11 protein-coding genes and 2 tRNA genes are annotated in these 17,964 nt (G+C 35.7%); 4 read left to right on the forward strand and 9 right to left on the reverse strand.

The features are described 5' to 3' along the window. Positions 1 to 16 precede the first annotated feature (16 nt). The 3 genes from JCM15579_RS06640 (at position 17) to JCM15579_RS06650 (ending at position 6,254) form a co-directional block, all read left to right on the forward strand. Positions 17 to 3,331, forward strand: coding sequence for a SusC/RagA family TonB-linked outer membrane protein (locus tag JCM15579_RS06640; protein ID WP_054717532.1), 3,315 nt, complete (start codon positions 17 to 19; stop codon positions 3,329 to 3,331). An 11-nt stretch (positions 3,332 to 3,342) separates the two neighbouring features. Then, positions 3,343 to 4,788 carry a RagB/SusD family nutrient uptake outer membrane protein gene (locus tag JCM15579_RS06645; RefSeq protein ID WP_054717534.1) on the forward strand — a complete coding sequence of 482 codons (1,446 nt, stop codon included), beginning with the start codon at positions 3,343 to 3,345 and terminating at the stop codon, positions 4,786 to 4,788. Between the two features lie 281 nt (positions 4,789 to 5,069). Then, on the forward strand, positions 5,070 to 6,254 hold the full coding sequence (locus JCM15579_RS06650) for a thioredoxin family protein (protein WP_054717535.1): 1,185 nt from the start codon (positions 5,070 to 5,072) through the stop codon (positions 6,252 to 6,254). Between the two features lie 228 nt (positions 6,255 to 6,482). Here JCM15579_RS06650 and JCM15579_RS06655 read toward each other — a convergent pair whose 3' ends face one another. The 6 genes from JCM15579_RS06655 to JCM15579_RS06680 form a co-directional block, all read right to left on the reverse strand. Continuing rightward, on the reverse strand, positions 6,483 to 7,577 hold the full coding sequence (locus JCM15579_RS06655; RefSeq protein ID WP_172677381.1) for a tetratricopeptide repeat protein: 1,095 nt from the start codon (positions 7,575 to 7,577) through the stop codon (positions 6,483 to 6,485). After that, positions 7,513 to 8,223: a C45 family peptidase gene (locus tag JCM15579_RS06660; RefSeq protein ID WP_054717541.1), complete on the reverse strand. Its 711-nt coding sequence runs from the start codon at positions 8,221 to 8,223 to the stop codon at positions 7,513 to 7,515. The genes JCM15579_RS06655 and JCM15579_RS06660 overlap by 65 nt, the downstream gene beginning before the upstream one ends. Positions 8,224 to 8,447: 224 nt before the next feature. Next, the gene (locus tag JCM15579_RS06665; protein WP_054717543.1) at positions 8,448 to 9,347 is read right to left on the reverse strand and encodes an oxidoreductase; all 900 of its coding nucleotides are present in this window, start codon (positions 9,345 to 9,347) and stop codon (positions 8,448 to 8,450) included. Positions 9,348 to 9,550: 203 nt separating this feature from the next. Next, positions 9,551 to 10,015 (reverse strand): YbaK/EbsC family protein, encoded by a 465-nt coding sequence (locus JCM15579_RS06670; RefSeq protein ID WP_054717547.1) that lies wholly within the window; start codon positions 10,013 to 10,015, stop codon positions 9,551 to 9,553. A 165-nt stretch (positions 10,016 to 10,180) separates the two neighbouring features. Then, positions 10,181 to 10,254 (reverse strand) — tRNA-Arg (locus tag JCM15579_RS06675). A 188-nt stretch (positions 10,255 to 10,442) separates the two neighbouring features. Beyond that, a tRNA-Arg gene (locus JCM15579_RS06680) sits at positions 10,443 to 10,518 on the reverse strand. Between the two features lie 254 nt (positions 10,519 to 10,772). Between JCM15579_RS06680 and JCM15579_RS06685 the strand changes: the two genes are divergently transcribed. Next, positions 10,773 to 13,253 carry an AsmA-like C-terminal region-containing protein gene (locus JCM15579_RS06685; RefSeq protein ID WP_054717549.1) on the forward strand — a complete coding sequence of 827 codons (2,481 nt, stop codon included), beginning with the start codon at positions 10,773 to 10,775 and terminating at the stop codon, positions 13,251 to 13,253. A gap of 414 nt (positions 13,254 to 13,667) precedes the next feature. Here the strand turns inward: JCM15579_RS06685 and JCM15579_RS06690 are convergent, their stop codons facing one another. The 3 genes from JCM15579_RS06690 to JCM15579_RS21830 are packed head-to-tail and all read right to left on the reverse strand — an operon-like array spanning position 13,668 to position 17,927. Then, positions 13,668 to 14,843, reverse strand: a complete 1,176-nt coding sequence (locus JCM15579_RS06690) for a TolC family protein (protein WP_054717552.1) — start codon at positions 14,841 to 14,843, stop codon at positions 13,668 to 13,670. After that, positions 14,836 to 17,394 (reverse strand): efflux RND transporter permease subunit, encoded by a 2,559-nt coding sequence (locus JCM15579_RS06695; RefSeq protein ID WP_218186090.1) that lies wholly within the window; start codon positions 17,392 to 17,394, stop codon positions 14,836 to 14,838. The genes JCM15579_RS06690 and JCM15579_RS06695 overlap by 8 nt, the downstream gene beginning before the upstream one ends. Beyond that, a complete protein-coding gene (locus tag JCM15579_RS21830; RefSeq protein ID WP_218186087.1) occupies positions 17,328 to 17,927 on the reverse strand; it encodes an efflux RND transporter permease subunit in 600 nt (199 codons plus the stop codon). Before JCM15579_RS21830 ends, JCM15579_RS06695 begins: the two co-directional genes overlap by 67 nt. Between the last annotated feature and the right edge of the window lie 37 nt (positions 17,928 to 17,964).

Here is a 17,964-nt window from a genome sequence, read left to right on the forward strand (position 1 = left end):
TCTAGACCATAAAGTTATGAAAAAAAACCTTATGTGGAGGTGTATGTCACCTTCCATTCGAAAAACCCTGCTTGTTATGAAGCTAAGTTTTATTTTAATTCTTGTTGGAAGTTTGCAGCTTTCTGCATCTGTTCTTCTCGGACAACAAGTTAGTGTTCAGGTCAAATCATCATTGGTTGATGTGTTGGAAGATTTAAACCATCAAACAGGAACTTATTTCATGTACAATGTGCATGAAATAAACGATAAGATTGAAGTTCAGCTGGATATGAAAGATGCCAGTTTGGAAGAGGTGATGAATGAAATTTGTCAGCAAGCACCGGTAAAGTACGAAATTGTTGAAGATTTTGTAATCATTACCAAAAAAGATCCTGTTCCCGTTATCAAGGAAGTGCAGGAAAAGAAAAAATTGAAAGGAAAAGTAACCGATAAATATGGGGAGCCTTTACCAGGTGTATCTGTTGTAATTAAGGGGAGCACTACAGGTGTTGCTACCGACATCAACGGGAACTATACTTTGGAATTGGAAAATCCAAATGCAGTATTAATTTTCTCTTTTGTTGGAATGTTGCCTCAGGAAGTTGTTTACAATGGACAGGAGGTAGAAAACATTACATTAACTTCGGATACAGAGCAGATGGCAGAGGTTGTTGTTGTTGGATATGGAACAACTGCTGTTAGAGATTTTACAGGTTCGGTAGCCCGTGTTTCTGAGAAGGAGTTGGAAATGAAAAACGTTCCATCCTCTATCTCACTGTTGCAGAATATGGCTGCAGGGGTAATGGTAAGCGGAAACACAGGTCGTCCGGGTGAAACGGTAAGAGTAAGAGTTCGTGGTGCCACATCGCTTACAGGTAGTAATGAACCATTGTATGTGATTGATGGTGTTCCAACCGATGATTCGGAGATTTTAAATTCCATTCCACCTTCTGATATTGCTTCGGTTGATGTGTTGAAAGATGCTTCTGCTTCGGCCATTTACGGATCAAGGGCTGCAAATGGTGTGTTGATGATCACTACCAAAAGAGGTAGGTTGAATGAGAAAGCTAAATTTTCTGTTACCTATAATTACTCTACGGATTCTCAGATTAAAAATTTCTCAATGCTTAATGGAGATGAGTTCCGTTCCTATTTAACTGAATTGGCCAACCAAACATTGGTAGTAGATCCGGGAAACAGAACGGCAGAGAACATTCTTGATCCGGATGGTGGATATGTTGGTGACGCAGACACCGATTGGTTTGATTTGGTAAAACAAACAGCAAACAGACAGAATATAGACCTGTCAGTACGTGGTGGAAGTAAGGATATCTCTTATTTTATTTCCGGTTCCGTAATGGATCACAAGGGGATGGTTGTTCATGATGATCTGACAAGATATTCAGGACGTGTGAACTTGGATATCAATATCAATTCTAAATTTAAGATCGGGACAAGAATCAATTTGTCTTACACAGATCAGAGCCGATCAGGTACTTCCATGTTTTTAGCTCAGGGAGAACGTCCTGATTTACCTGTATATGGTGAGGATGGAGTTTCTTATTACGATGTGAATCCAGTAGCAGAATCAAACGAGATCAACAACTCAGATGAATACAGGCTATCCGGTAATCTTTACGGAGAACTAACCGTATTGAAAGACCTGAAATTCAAGACCAGTTTCTCGGTAAATCAATACATGAATTACAATTATCAATTCTCGCCAAGTTATTTGAGTTGGTACAATGAAGCATCGGCAAGCAAGGCTGAAAGCAGAGGTTACAATACGGTGCTTGACAATACCTTGAGTTATGCAAAAACATTTAATGAAGTTCATAATATTGACTTTGTTGGTGGTGTTTCTTATGAAGACTTTGAAAGCCAGTCGGGTTACCTTGCAAAGAGTGGTTTTGCAATGGATGAGATCTACACGAATGTTTCTGCAGGAACTGATTTTGATAGATCAGAAGATAGAAAGAGAGGGAGATCCCTGTTTTCTTCATTTGCTCGTTTAAATTACAAGTATGATGATAAGTATCTTTTTACTGTTACTGCTCGTTACGATGGTTCTTCTATGTTTGGTAAGAACAATCGTTACGGATTCTTCCCATCGGGAGCAATTGCATGGAGAATCAACAAAGAGGACTTTTTAAGTGATGCTGACTTTATAAATGACCTAAAATTAAAAGTTTCAGCGGGTAAGACTGGTATTCAGAACCTAAATAGTTATTCGAACAGAGATTTGTACAGGGCTACCAAATATAATGATCAGCCAGGTATTGAGCATTCTCAGATAGGTAACAAAGACATCCAATGGGAGCTTTCAACACAGTATGATGCAGGATTGGATTTTGCATTGTTCAATTATCGATTGACAGGATCATTAGGTTATTACCGAAAAGATACAGAAGACCTAATAAGACTATTCTCTTTTCCTTCAAGTATGGCTGTAGAGGATATGTATTACAATATTGGGAGTGTAAGAAATCAGGGATTTGAGTTCAATATTAAAGCAAAGATTATTGATAGAAAAGACTTTGTGTTTGATTTGGGACTGAACCTTGCTACCAATAAGAATGAAGTTCGAAAATTGGAAGAAGAGGGTGCAGTTGAGAATTCCAGTGGAACCATTGTTCAGGGAACAGGATCACAGGTATTGGCAGTTGGACATGCCATGGGTTCTTTCTTTGGATATGAGTACAATGGCATCATTCAAAATCAGGAAAGAATTGATGAGTTGAATGCAAATGCTGTAGACAATGGACACTCTTCTTATTACGGAACATTGTATCCTGGAAACCTTGAATTTACAGACTTAAATGGTGATGGGAAAGTAGACAGTAAAGACAAGACACTCATCGGAAATCCTGATCCGGATTTGTTTGGAGGAATGTATACAGATATCAAGTACAAGCGCTTCTCCTTAACTGCCAATTTTGGATTCCAGATTGGAGGCTTGAAGTACTATGGTAAAACATTACAGAATGTACCAAGACAATTAACAGGACTTGTTGATTACAATTTGTACAATCGTTGGTCACCAGAGAATACCGATGCTGAGATTCCGGCAATTTATTTGGGACAGGGAGTTCCTGCATTGACTACATTGAGTTTACACGATGCTTCTTATTTTAGATTACAGGACTTGAGGATTTCGTATAATATTCCAAAGATTAAAGGTTTACCTGTAAGTGGACAAGTCTATGTGTCAGGCACGAATGTATTCACAATTACTTCCTATCCGGGAACCGATCCTGCGACAGTGAACGCTAATGGTAATTTTGGAGGTAACTATGAAACCAGTTACCCTGGAATTAGAACTTATTCAGTTGGATTGAAGTTAAACTTATAAAAGCAAATTCTATGAAAAGATATATAAATATATTACTAATCAGTGTTTTGCTGTTTGGTTGTTCAACAGATGATTTTTTAGAAAAATTGCCTCCGTACGAGGCTGATTTAGATGGGGCCATCACCAATGCTAAAAAGGTTGAATTGGCTTTAATCGGGGTATATGCAAACTTATCTGCTGATGCTTACGATTCAAGGGATATTATGGTTGAAGGTAGTTTTAAAGCTGGTACCATGAGAAAACCTGAATGGTGGACAAGAGGAAATGCTGTTTGGTTTTACGAACGCTATTGGCCAGTATTGTATGGTAATGGAAGTAATGAATGGTCCTATGATTATGGATTAATAAAGAATGCCAACTTTTTGTTGTCTGCTATTGAAGGAATTGATGATTTTGAAGGAAACAGAAAAGAAGAAATTGTTGGAGAATTACATTTCTTAAAAGCTTTGGCCTATGAAAGATTAATGCTACGATTCACCCAGCATTGGGATATGGATAGTAAGTTGGGTTTAATTATTCGTAACGATTTGCCGTCAATTGAAAATGTGAAGAAAGATCGATCTACAGTTGCTGATAGTTATGAAATGATTCTGGAAGAGTTGGAGATTGCAATAGATTATTGTCCTGACTATTCGGGATGTTCACAAGCTTCAAAAGTGGCTGCCAAAGCTTTAAAAACAAGAGTGCTTTTTCAAATGGAAAGATATTCTGACTGTATAAGTATGGCAGATGAAGTACTGGCTCATGCTGAAAATGCCTTGGCACCTGATTACTCAACAATTTTCTCCGATTGGGAAAGTACCGGCGAAATTCTTTTTGGTAGAGTATTTGGAGACACTGAAGCATCCAGTCTTGAAACAAGAATAACTTCTTTTAGTTCTGGAAAATGGGGCCCATCTTCTAACTACATCAATCTATTGGGAGATGATCCAAGATACAATGCAATTATTGGTGATACCGTTGTAGTTGATTATCGTTACGGAACGGCAGGAACGGTTTATACCAACCCAACGGTTAAAAAACTTGTTAACTCATCAAATAACTTACCATTAATGTATTTGCGTACAGCAGAAATTTATTTGTTGAAAGCAGAGGCTATATATCGTAGTGGTGGTACATATGAAAATGCATATGCTCCAATTGCAGCAATCAGAGCGCGTGCAGGAGCCAATCCTGTTCCTCATGCAACACAGGAGGAAATTGAAACTGCAATTTGTAACGAGTGGTTAATCGAGATGTCATTTGAAAACTGGCATGAATATTTTGCTTTAAGAAGATTTGGAGCAGAAAAATTGTTGGAGAGAAATGATATTCTTAGGGAAGCATTGGATAAAGCAATTGCCCAAGGAAGCGATGCTGAAGCACAATATCGTCAGCGAATCGAAAATTTCAGAATCTCTTCAGTTCCATCAAGTGAAACGAATGGAAATCCAGTGGATCAAAATCCTGGATATTAAAAAAATAAATTCTTATAAGGTATGCAGTATCAGTAGAATACTGCATATCTTATCCTTATTTTAGATTGAAGATGACTGTCTTTATCAGTTCATTTTTTAGTGGTGATATTGTTAAAAAAGTAGGGAGAGTTATCGCAATAAGAGAGATATAATGATGAAACGAACATGAATTTTAATATTCTAAAATGCACACATGAGAACAGAGTTTGAGTGCTCACGGGAGGTAATGATTAAAATTCATCGAGAGTTCCATCTGACAATAGGAAATAAATTATAAACAGATGAAACTAAAAATATTGCAAATTTCATTGTTACTTTTTATTAGTAGCAGTGTGTTTGCGGAAAAAACAGAGGGAATTCAGTTCTTTCATGGCAATTGGAAAGAGGCCAAGGTAAAAGCTCAAAAGGAAGACAAGTTGCTATTTATAGATTTTTACACGCAATGGTGTGGACCATGCCTAAATATGGCTAAAACAGTGTTTGTTTTGCCAGAGGTTGGGGAATTCTACAATAGTAAATTTGTTTGCCTAAAGATAGATGCTGAAACAGAAGAAGGTAAATTGCTGGCTAAGAAATATGCAGTGAAATCTTACCCAACTTATGCATTCATAAAACCTGAAAATGAAAAGATTGTACACAGAAGTGGAGGGAGAAAATCATCAGAAAAATTTATTGCCCTTGGGAAAGCAGCATTGCAGCCTCAAACCACATCGGAATACATCCTTTCACAATATGATGAGGGGAATCGTGATCAGGATTTCATGATCAATTATGTGAGGTATATGTCATCAATTTACAAACGAGATGCTGTAAAGGCAGGCTTCGATGAAATCATTAAGAATGGAGGAAAATTAACTGAACCTGTCATATGGAAACTGTATAATGATTGCATTTCAGGATATGATAACCCATATTTGAAGGAGGTTTCCGATAATTACAACAAGTTTGTTGAACTATTCGGGAAGGAAGAGGTGGATAAGAAATTGGCAAATGAAACACAGTATTGCAGTGCAGAAGTAATGACTACATTGTGTGATTTTGAAGGAAAAGAGTTTAATATTCGATTGAAGAAGATCTCTGATAACATTCATTTCAAAAAAGACTATACTCATGCCATAAAATCGATTGATGCATTGTTAGCCGATTCCACCCTTAACAAACAAAAGGTGATTGATCGATTAAAGTTCATGGTAAGGCTTAACAAACGTTATGGAGCAGATTATCCTGATGAATGGTTTTACAAATGTGTAGAATATTTGCGTTATATCGCATACAATGATACAACAAGGGATGATGCAAGAATACATTACGATTATGCATTGGCCTTGGAAATGATGCTTGAGAGAAGCGCCAAAACTGGGGGAGAGATTCCTGAAAATTTCAAAGCAGCTCCTGAGCTTGGCAAAAAGGAATACTCAAGTCGTCCTACTGAATTAAAGATGAAGCCGAAGTATCGAAAAAAATAAATACATAACAAAAGAGGGTGTCCAAAAAGTTCAATATTATTGTCATTCTTCTCCCGAAGCCTCGGGAGAAGAATCTGTCCCTTTGATTAACAGATGTTTCACTTCATTCAACATGACATTGTATTCGATTGAACTTACTTTTTGGACACCCTCTTTTTTATTTTGAAAAGACTTTAGATTCCTACAAATACTTTTTTACAATCTCATCCATCTTCTCCAATTCCGATTTTACCCATTTCGAAGGAAGAAGGGCTTGCAAAGTTCTTTTAATTCTTCATTCAGCACTTTTATCTTATTCACATATTCTTCTTTGGGTGATTGTGCCTGAAGTTTGTCATACATTAGAATCATTTGACGTTTTGCCCAAAAATAATCTGAAGGAGTGTTGTGTGCTTTTTCAAGCATTTCCTGAATAGATTGTATTGCCTTCTCATAATCTTTAGATAGTCGGCTGATTGTAAATTGTGTCATATAGGCTGAGCCAAATGTTGGCATTTCAGCTATATATTTACTTGCATATTCATTAGCCTTTTCTTTATTCTCAAGATTTATATAGCATCTCGAAAGCAGATTGTATTTGTAAGCTGGCTGTAATTCCAATTGATTCACTTTTTCAATCATCTGAAGGTAATCTTCCTTCTCCAATTTCTTTTTTTCGGAACAATTTTCCCTATACCATTTTTTAAAGACCAATCTGTTTTTTAGGTAGTCTTCATCGGGTATAGTTTGTTTCTCTTTATAGACAGAAACATCTTGTGTTGCAAGATCATATTCTAAAAATTGATTGCATCCGGCAAGCATTTCGCCATAGGCAAAATAGATTTTTTGATTGGTGTTGTCCATGATGCATGATTTTACAGTGATATCATTGTTTATGGAACATCCCCACGAAGTATCATGTGGTAATTCGTAGTAGGTAGTAGACGAAACCATTTGGTATGCCTTGTCTACCAAGTTTTCGTTAGAGATGTTTTGGTAAAGCTCTTTAAGTTTGTCTTCTCGTGTGATATTTCTTTCTCCATGCATGTTAATCGGACTGTATTCATATCTTCCTTTTTCAGATACAGCAAGGTTGGTTACGCCAACATAATTATCCTGCATTTTATTTTTGATGCATTGTCCTCTGGTCAATTCATACATCGCACCAGATTGATCCTTATTGCTACCAACGGTGATAAACCAACCATGTGTACTGTAATTGTTAAAGATTTTATCAACCTCGCTTAGTTCATCTGCATTTTCCATTACATAACGCAACTCAAAAGGCATTGGCATGCCGGTCACATTCACTTTCTTCTTTGTCTTCGGGTATTGGGCAGCCATTCATATTAATCGACATGCTTAATCCATTGTGATTCATGCCTGTATAAGCTCCTGGATAGCATACAAAGCTCAAAATGGTAGTTGGAATTTTATCCTTTCGATGATAATTTACAATTAATGGAAACTTGGAAAAAATTTCAATTCCAGGCCAGTCAAGGTTTCTGCCATGCACAATGCCATTTTCATTTTTTAAAACAAAGGAAGCACAGCTGATCTCAAAAAAGATTTGAGGAAAGTAAGCAATGGTTTTTACTTCTCGTAAGCTTAGGTCGCAACCTTCGGCCATTCCTTCCAATTCTTGTATAAATTCTTTAGGAATCCGCTCTTCTATTTTCCTGATTTTGGACTTCAATACCATATTGGCAATCCATTTTTTCAGGAAAAACTTGCCAACATATTTTTCCACTACGCTGTCAACTTTCACCTGCATTTCCACTATTTGATCATTCATCAGAACGCCATACTGCAAACCCATTTCGTAAGAATCGCCTTTAACAGTTAGGAAAGGAACTCCTTCCTTTACAAACATACTTCCCTGGTGGAAGGTTCTGATTCCATTTTTTTCATTGTATTGGTAATCTTTTGCGAAAAGTAGTAAAGAGGATAGAAGAAGAGCTGTTAAAATGCTCAGGTGTATTAATTTCATAGCAATGATACTTAGCTTAACAATTAATTTAGGTTTTGTAAGTTATACAAACTTTTAACAATTTATTAATTGCCAGCCAAGTATTGTGCCAAATCATCATATGTAAGATTAACAGTAAGTTGTAGAGTGTGAATTAAAACAATTGTTGGATTATCCAACAGTATATGTTCGATTACGATAAACGATCGTCATTTTAATTTCTGCTTACTGATAACTGTTCACTGTTAATATTTTACTCCGGTTATTACTTCCGACAAGTCCCATAATTTCTTAGCAATCTCTTCATCATGTGAAAGTTTATTCGATTTTACTTTAACCGGATATCCTTGCATTTCGAAGAATTTAGCAGGACCATAGTATTCGCCTGCTTTTGCATTGGGGTCGAATCCCGCACGAAGCGATGGTAAAATTCCCATAGCAGGAACTTGAGAGAAGAAATTGTTCAGAAATCGAATTCCACCTTTATGTCTTTGTAGTTCTGTTCTTGTCCACCCAGGATGAGCTACAGTTACCATGGGTGCATCAGCATCATTTTTGAATTTTCGAACCAATTCATAGGCAAAATAAAGGTTTGCTAATTTACTGTCGCCATATGCCTTGTTGGTATTGTATTTTCTGTTTTCCCAATTCAGATCTGATAAATTAATATTTCCGAATTTGTGTGCAACACTTGAAGTAACCACAATTCTTGAATTCTTGGTCTTTTTAAGCAGAGGCATTAAAAGCCCTGTAAGAGCAAAATGTCCCAAATGATTGGTTCCCATTTGCACTTCAAAGCCATCTTCTGTTCTGCCAAAAGGACACATCATGATACCAGCATTGTTGATGAGAACATCCAGCCTGTTGAAATACTGGCTGAAGTTTTCCGCAAAATCTTTAATCGATTCCAAACTGGTCAAATCAAGTGGTATAACTTTAATAATGGCTTTCGGATTTGTATTTTGAATTTCAGCTGCAACCAAATCTCCTTTTTCAGTGTTTCGAACAGCCATAACCAGAGTAGCCTCCTTGTCGGAAAGAATTCTCACAGCTTCTTTTCCAATTCCACTTGTCGATCCTGTTACAACTATAACTTTTCCTTTTTGATTTGGAATATTGGATTCATCCCATTTCATTTTTGTCATACTTTTTCTTTTAAATTATCTTATTTTGTTGGTAATGACAAAATTAGATGAATCTAAATTCGAAAATGTATAGTAATTACTGAAGCTTGTATTCTTTTTACAGTTAACATGAGATTTTTGAAGCTTAAGTCTTTACTGTACCATCTTATTAAAAATAAGGTGAATGACTTATTGAAATTGATGATTTACTTGTTGTAAGTATATTATAATTCTTGAATCAGATCAAACTCTTTGGCGTTGGTAATTTGCATTAAATCCAGTGGATTTAGTTTTACTCTAAAATTCACTTTTCCACCGCTAACAATAATTTGCTCCATTGAAACAGAACTAAGCTCTAAAAAGGTTTTATATTGTTTCTTCATGCCAATCGGCGAGCATCCTCCTTTTATGTAACCAGTGTTTTGTAATAATTCCTTTTCTGGTAACATCAATATTTTCTTTTCACCTGCAGCTTTGGCAGCTTTTTTCAAATCCAATTCACTCGACAGTGGGATGATAAAAACATAGAGTTCGTTGCTAATGCTACGTGTAACAAGAGTTTTGTGAATAAGAGAAGCATCTGGATCACTCATATCTCTGGCTTTTAGATTGGTGGAATCTTTCGCCTCATAGTTTACTCTATGTTTATCAAGTAGTCGTAATGCGTTTGTTTTAATCGTTTTTGCCATAATGTTTAATTCTTAGAGGCGAAATTAAAAAAAATGGATTAGTCGGGTAGCAACTTTATTTTCATTTCTCTTCCATAGGAAAGTTTTGGTAGCAAAAGATGTACAGTAAACCAGTAAGAATTAGGGTACAAAAAAAGGACTCATCATTACTGATAAGTCCTGCAGTGAACACGGAGGGATTCGAACCCCCAACCTCTTGGGCCGTAACCAAGTGCACTATCCAGTTATGCTACGCGTCCGTTTCCTTTAAAAGGCGGTGCAAATATAGGGAAAATTACCTATTAATTGCAAGCTACTCAGTAAAAAATACGAAAAAATATCTTTTTTGTTTTACAATCAAGTATTTAAATTTTTGTTTTTTTGTGTCTGATTCTAGCAAAGTTTATTGCATAAAAAAAAGACTCATCTTTGTTTGATGAGTCTTTTCTGGTGAACACGGAGGGAGTCGAACCCCCAACCTCCACAGCCGTAATGTGTGCACTATCCAGTTATGCTACGCGTCCGTCTTGCCTTAAAGGCGCTGCAAATATAGGGAAAATTAGAAATGTAATGCAAGTGTTTTTTGTCTTTTTTTTATAAAAAAAAAACTTCTAAAATCCTTTCTAAATCTTAAAAAACTATAAATCTTTCAGATAGAAGGAAAAGATCAATCGAAAAAAAATTAATTTTACAATTACAGGAATTTAAAACCATCAGTTGATGTATTTCTTTAAGTATTTTCTATTTTTGTTATGTAAAACCAAATTAACTTTTAGCAATGAAGAAGTTTCTTAAAATTTTTGGAGGAATCTTAGTTTTCCTTTTAGCGCTATTGATTATTCTGCCTTATTTTTTTAAAGATCAGATATTTGAAAGAGTAAAGGCTGAAATTGATAATGCCGTTGATGCAAAAGTAGAAATTGGAGATCTTTCTCTATCTATGCTTAAAAATTTTCCCAACCTCTATATTGAATTACAAAATGTAAGTGTGGTAGGTAAAAATGAATTTGCATCGGATACATTGGCTTTTGTGGGTAGACTTTATACTGCTGTAGATTTATCCTCAGCTTTATCAGGATCTCAGATCAAAGTTGGTACTATTGTGTTGGCAGATTCAAAAGTTAAGGCGAAAGTTTTAGAAACAGGTAAGGCCAATTGGGATATTGTAAAGTCGACAGGTGAAGAAGTTGTTGTTGAAGAATCGGGAGAAGCTTCTGACTTTAAAGTAATTTTTGATGAGGTTAAAATAGAGAATTTCGGATTGTTATATGATGATGCCTCTATGAAGGCTGTTTTTGCGGTGGAAGATTTGGATTTGAACTTAAGTGGTGATTTTTCGGCAAAGGAAACCAACTTAAATGTTGCAACCACTTTAACCGGTATTAGTTTTGATTATGAAGGAGCAAGATACTTGAACAATGCAAGCATGAATTTAACTGCTAATCTTGCAGCTGATCTTGAAAACATGATCTTTAAATTCATGGAAAATCAATTGGGTATTAATGATCTGCATTTTGGAATTGATGGCCAGGTCGGAATGCTTGACAATGGATATAGCATGGACCTTAAATTAAATGCTGAGAAGACAGATTTCAAATCATTGTTGGCTATGGTGCCTGATGTATTTAAATCTGATTTGGAAGGTTTGGAAACTTCTGGTGAATTTGAATTAAATGCCTTTGCAAAAGGAGAATATAAAGAAGAATCATATCCTGCTTTTGGCGCCAAATTGAAAGTGGACAAAGCAAGTTTAAAATATGTTGACTTGCCAGAGTCAGTTCAGAATATTCAGATTGATGCCCAGGTGAATCACCCAGGAGGTGAATTGGATTTGCTTACAACAGATGTCAATAAATTCCATTTTGAGGTAGCTAACAATCCTTTCGATGCTGAAATACATGTGAAAAATCCAATGACAGATCCATTGATAAGTGGATTCTTTAAAGGAATTGTTGATTTTGAAAAGATTAAGCATGCCATTCCTATGGATAGTATAAATATTGCTGGTATGGTTAATTCTGATGTGGTTTTTAAGGGACGATATTCGGTAATCGAAAACGAGGAGTTTGAGAAATTTATGGCGAAAGGAAGTGTTGTGTTGAATGATTTTGTATTCACGACACCAGATTTTCCGCAGGGAGTTAAAATTATAAAATCAGTTCTTGATTTTACTCCACGTTATATTAGTCTTAGTTCATTTGATTCTAGAATTGGAAAGTCAGATATTCAACTGAAAGGAAAAATTGAGAATTACATTCCATATACCATGAAGGGGAAAGTTCTTAAAGGCAATTTTAACTTGAGTTCGAAGATGATGGATTTGAACGAGTTTATGGCCGAAGAAACCAAGGAAGTTGAAAATTCGAAGGATACATTGCCGTTATCGGTTATCGAGGTTCCTGCAAATCTGGATTTAAGATTAAGCTCCAACTTTAATACCATTCGTTTTGATAAAATGGACATTGAAGATGTGAAAGGCTTAATTGTGGTAAAGAATGCATCTGCCAAACTTACCAACCTTTCTATGAATTTGCTTAAAGGGAATATGACCATGAATGGGATGTACAAAACCATTGATGTTACTAAGCCTGAGATTGATTTTGGTCTGGATATTAATGACTTTGACATCAATAATGCTTACCATTCCCTTAGTATGATTAAGAAGATGATGCCAATAGCCATGAACTGTGAAGGAAAGGTCTCGTCAGATATGAATATTACTGGTTTGCTTGATACTGAAATGAATCCAATTCCTGCAAGCTTAAATGGGAAAGGAGCTTTACATTCTCGCAAAATCTTAATTAAGGAAAACAAAGCTTTTGATGCTTTGGCTGCAGCCTTAAAAAATGATAAGTACAAAAGAATTTCGGTTTCTCAGTTCGATATGGAATTTGAAATCACAAATGGGAATGTGGTTGTGAAGCCATTTACGACAAAAATTGCAGGAAATCCAGCAACGGTATATGGAACACAGTCGGTTGATGGAAAGCTTGATTTTACTATGGATATGAAATTGCCAAAAGAAGATTTGGGAGGTGACATCAACAAACTTTTTACTCAAGTACCAGGTCTTGAAAATGTGCCAGCATTTGATGTAGCAGTTAAAATTACCGGAACGGTTGATAATCCGATAGTAAAACCTGATTTAAGTAAAGCAATAAAGCAGGCTCAGAAAGCAATTGCAAAAGAGCTGGAAAGAAAAACCAAAAAGGAATTAGAGAAAAAAGGAAAAGATCTGTTAAAGAAACTATTTAAGTAACGAATAAAAGATAATATCGAAAGCGGATAATCAATTGGTTTATTCGCTTTTTTTTGGCTTTTAGTTTAATAAAAAAGGACGGCAACCACTCCGTCCTTTTCCATATTCACTTTAAAACCTGAACTTTCCATGGAAAATTCGTGAGCAATATATGAATAAAATTAAAATGGAACAATAAAAAGATTAAAAATAATTAAACATGGTGTTGTCGAACAGATTAAATATCATATAGATAAGATCTGTAAAAAAGGAAAAATAGGAGAGGTGTAAAATACAAAAGAGGATGGTAACCACTCCATCCTCTTCTATCTATTCACTTTAAACCTTAAAAACGGAAATCGTTTTGAATGTTCTACGCCGTATGTTTTTAAAAGGTTCTAAAAAAAACGGTATTTTAACTCATTCTAAATAATATTAAAGACGAAATTTTAATAATTCTGACATGGTTTTGTAATATTCATGTTCAATTTCGAGATAAGTATCAACACTTTCATAATAATAAATATTCTCTGTAAAGTACTCAATACTTGATATTTCTCCAAGAGTTAAGGCTTTTTGAAGAAGTGTATCGTAATGCTTCTCTGTAAAAACTCCCTCATACTCTTTCATGCTTTTCTCAAGGTTCAAAAAGTTTCGAAAAAGTTTCAGAAATTTATTTTCAAGTTCCATTTTGCCAATTAGATATTCTTCTCTACTAAATTGTTCCAGCAACCTTGCTCTTTTAACTTTGTTCTTATTTTCCCATAATGGAATGCTAAGTCCAAGTTTTATTCCATTGGCTTGTTTCAAGATATCCGAATTTAAATAGCGATATCCAATGCTAAACTTGGGTAGCGAGTTTGTTTTTACAAGCGAAGTTTCTTTGGCAGAAATTTCCTCTTTAGTACTCAATAGCTTTAATTGTGGATCAGCATTCAATGATTGAGTTAATAATTCCTTCATACCCTGATCGATACTCATTAAAGGATATTCATGCAAGTTGAGATCAATTTGTTTACCTCCGTTTAGTTTAATAAGATCATCCGTAAGGTTAGAAACTTTACTCTCAATCATTTTTAATTGATTTGCGGTATTCAAACGAAGCATTTTAATCTTATTGGCTTCAAGAATTGTTGCATCTCCTTCCTCCAATCTTTTTTGAAACAAGTCATTTAACTTTTCTGCATTACTTAAACGATTATTCAACTCAGCTTTTTGTTTGTTGTAATAAATCAAGTTAATGCAAAGCAGTTTTGCTTCCAACAATATTTCCTGTCTCGATTTTGCTTTGTAGTTTTCCGTATTAGCAATTTGCGCCTTTTTAAGCTGATTCTTATACAAGTAACTCGTAGGAAAATCAAAACTTTGACTTACCAATATTTCATATGGTTTTCCTTCATCTGATGAAAAGCTTTTTTCCCATTCCAGTTCAGGATTGTCCAAATTGGTTTGCGCTTTAAATCCTAGATTTTGCGCTTCAAAAAACTGTTCATTTGCTTTCAGCACAGGATTGTTTTTTTCAATTGCAGAAAGCACATCCTGAACAGTATTCTGAGCCTTTGCAGAAAGGCTCAGAATTGATATCATGATTACGAATACAATTTTATTCATCTTCTTGTTTTTTCTTGTTTAACACCAAATAAACTATCGGAATAACATAGATATTCAGAAGGGTAGAGGTAAGCAAGCCACCCAATATTACAACTGCCATTGGACTTTGAATTTCATTACCAGGTTGATCGCTTGCCAAAGCCATTGGAATTAATGCCAGTGCTGCCGTTAATGCCGTCATCAAAATAGGACTTAGTCGGTTCACCGATCCATTTAAAATGATCTCTTTTAGCTGTAAACCTTTTTCTTTTAGGCTCTGATAGTTGGATATTAGCAAAATTCCATTTCTGGTAGCAATTCCAAATAAGGTAATGAAACCAATAATTGCGGGAATACTTAGCATGCCTGAAGTGAAGAAAATGGTAAATACTCCACCAATTAATGCCAAAGGAAGGTTAAGCATGATGATTCCAGCCAATTGAGAACTTCTAAATTCCTGAAATAACAACAGAAAGATGATTAGCAAACTGAAAATAGAAGTGATCATTAAGACTCTTGATGCTTTTGCTTCACTTTCAAATTGTCCTCCATACTCAATACGATATCCTTCTGGTAGTTTGATATTCTCATCTACACTTTTTTGAATGTCAGCTACAATACCACTTAAATCTCGATCTGCAACATTGGCCGAAACCACCAATTTACGTTGTACATTTTCCCTGTTTATGGTATTAGGTCCTGATAAAGATTGGATGTCTGCCACATAGCTAAATGGAATTTTTTTCCCATCCCATGTGTCAATTAGTGCATTTCTTATGGCTTCAATACTTCCTCGATTCTCTTCGTTATATTTCACGATCAGGTCAAAAGCTCTGATCCCTTCAAATACATCAGAAACCTTGGCACCTCCAAATGCTACATGAATAAATTCCGAAAACTGGGTGATGGAGATACCATATTTTGCCAACATATCTCTTCTTGGAGTAATTCTTATCTGAGGGATTTCTACCTGCTGTTCAACGTTTACATCCACTACACCTTCAATAGTTGAAATAGATGTTTTAATTTGATTCGCAGTCTGAAACATGAGATTCAAATCGTCACCAAACATTTTGATTGCAATATTGGCTTTTGTACCAGACAGAATATGGTCAATTCTGTGACTTAAAGGCTGACCAATAGCAAAGTTTACTCCTTGAATTTGATTCAACTTCTCACGTACCTCCTGTAGAAATTCTGATTTACTTCGATCGGTCAAAGTAAATGGAACTTCTATTTCCGAAGTGTTTACACCAAAAGAGTGTTCATCCAATTCTGAACGACCTGTTCTTCTGGCTGTCAATCGAACTTCGGGAATGGTAAGAAGTGCTTCTTCAGCCAAGACCTTAACTTTATTTGATTCCTCAAGAGCGATTCCTGGTTTGGTAATGGCCGTAATCGTTAATGAACCTTCGTTAAAATCAGGTAAGAAGTTGCGTCCAAGGTTTGTAAGAGTAATAATGGATGCGACAAACAAAATACCAGCACCACTTAATATTAATTTTTTGTGATTTAACGCTTTTTGAAGCGAGGCTTCATACCCTTTATTTAAACGAGATACCAACCAACTTTCTTTGCTCTTCTTATCAAGCATTTTATCGCTTGTAAGCATGAAGCTACATAAAACAGGAGTTAGTGTAATGGCAACGATTAATGAAGCAAACAAGGCAACGATAAATGCAATACCAAGAGGTTGCAGCATTCGTCCTTCCATCCCAGTAAGGAAGAAAAGAGGTAAAAATGCAGCAATAATAATAAAGGTTGCATTAATAATGGATGAACGAATCTCGCAAGAAGCATCGTAAACTACTTGCAAAGGGTTTTTACGTTCTTCTTTTGGCAGAAGATGATTTTGCCTCAATCGCTTGTAAACATTTTCCACATCGATAATGGCATCATCTACCAAGTCACCAATTGCAATTGCCATACCTCCAAGGGTCATGGTATTTATGGTAATACCTAGAAATTTAAGAGTAATTACTGTTACCAATAAGGAAATTGGAATCGCCAAGAGTGAAATCATAGTAGTCCTGTAATTCATTAAAAACAAGAACAGTATTACGATTACAAAAACTGATCCTTCCAGTAAAGCCTTTTGCACATTGCCAATGGATGAATTAATAAAATCCGATTGACGGAAGATGTGTGTATTTACATTTACTCCCTCGGGTAATGATTTTGTGAGCTCTTCAATCGAAGCATCAAGTTTTTCTGTCAATTTTAGGGTGTTAACGCCAGGTTGCTTTTTAACGGTTAGTAAAACTGACTGTTTGGCATTAATGGTTCCCAAACCAATTTTTGGAGCGGCTGCAGCTTTAACTTCAGCAATGTCGCTAATTCGGATCGGAACATTCTTATACATTTTCACAACCGAATTGCCAAGTTCATCAAAATTAGAAGTTCTGGCAATTCCTCTAATGTTGTATTGATTTCCATACTCGTTAATGAATCCACCAGCTGAGTTTTGATTTGTGGCTTCAGCCGCTTTCATCAACTCATCGATACTTACATTGTAATATCGCATTTTTTGTGGATTGGCAAGAATCTGATATTGCTTGTATTCACCTCCAATAACAACAACCTGGGCAACGCATTAATGGCAAGCAATTGTGGTCTGATGGTCCAGTCGGCAATGGTTCTTAGCTCCATAGGATCAACATTATCTGATTGAAGTCCAATCATTAATACTTCACCCATAATTGAGGATTGAGGCGCAAGGGTAGGGTTACCAGCTCCTTCGGGTAACATCTCCGACAATGGCATTAGTTTCTCACTAACAATTTGTCTGGCTTTGTAAATATCGGTTCCCCATTCAAATTCAATCCAAACAATCGAGAATCCTGCCGATGAGGATGAACGTAATCTTCTAACATCAGTAGCTCCATTTACGGCTGTTTCTATCGGGAAAGTAACAAGTTTTTCCACTTCTTCGGGCGCCATACCGTGAGCCTCGGTCATAACAACTACTGTTGGAGCTGTTAAATCCGGAAACACATCCACATCCATATTTAATGTAGTGTAGCTACCGCCAATAATTAGTAAGGCAGAAACAAACATTACAAGAATGCGGTTGTGCAATGCATATTGTATGATTTTATTTAGCACAATGTATCTTTTTTAATTCTTAAATCAGTTAATTGAT

Source organism: Marinifilum fragile JCM 15579 (assembly GCF_001310955.1).
Classification (GTDB): Bacteria; Bacteroidota; Bacteroidia; order Bacteroidales; family Marinifilaceae; genus Marinifilum; species Marinifilum fragile.

Excerpts from the sequence above, each read along its gene's own strand:
- JCM15579_RS06640 (WP_054717532.1), top strand. The coding sequence starts at position 17 with ATGAAAAAAAACCTTATGTGGAGGTGTATGTCACCTTCCATTCGAAAA.
- JCM15579_RS06645 (WP_054717534.1), top strand. The coding sequence starts at position 3,343 with ATGAAAAGATATATAAATATATTACTAATCAGTGTTTTGCTGTTTGGT.
- JCM15579_RS06650 (WP_054717535.1), top strand. The coding sequence starts at position 5,070 with ATGAAACTAAAAATATTGCAAATTTCATTGTTACTTTTTATTAGTAGC.
- JCM15579_RS06655 (WP_172677381.1), bottom strand. The coding sequence starts at position 7,577 with ATGGCTGCCCAATACCCGAAGACAAAGAAGAAAGTGAATGTGACCGGC.
- JCM15579_RS06660 (WP_054717541.1), bottom strand. The coding sequence starts at position 8,223 with ATGAAATTAATACACCTGAGCATTTTAACAGCTCTTCTTCTATCCTCT.
- JCM15579_RS06665 (WP_054717543.1), bottom strand. The coding sequence starts at position 9,347 with ATGACAAAAATGAAATGGGATGAATCCAATATTCCAAATCAAAAAGGA.
- JCM15579_RS06670 (WP_054717547.1), bottom strand. The coding sequence starts at position 10,015 with ATGGCAAAAACGATTAAAACAAACGCATTACGACTACTTGATAAACAT.
- JCM15579_RS06685 (WP_054717549.1), top strand. The coding sequence starts at position 10,773 with ATGAAGAAGTTTCTTAAAATTTTTGGAGGAATCTTAGTTTTCCTTTTA.
- JCM15579_RS06690 (WP_054717552.1), bottom strand. The coding sequence starts at position 14,843 with ATGAATAAAATTGTATTCGTAATCATGATATCAATTCTGAGCCTTTCT.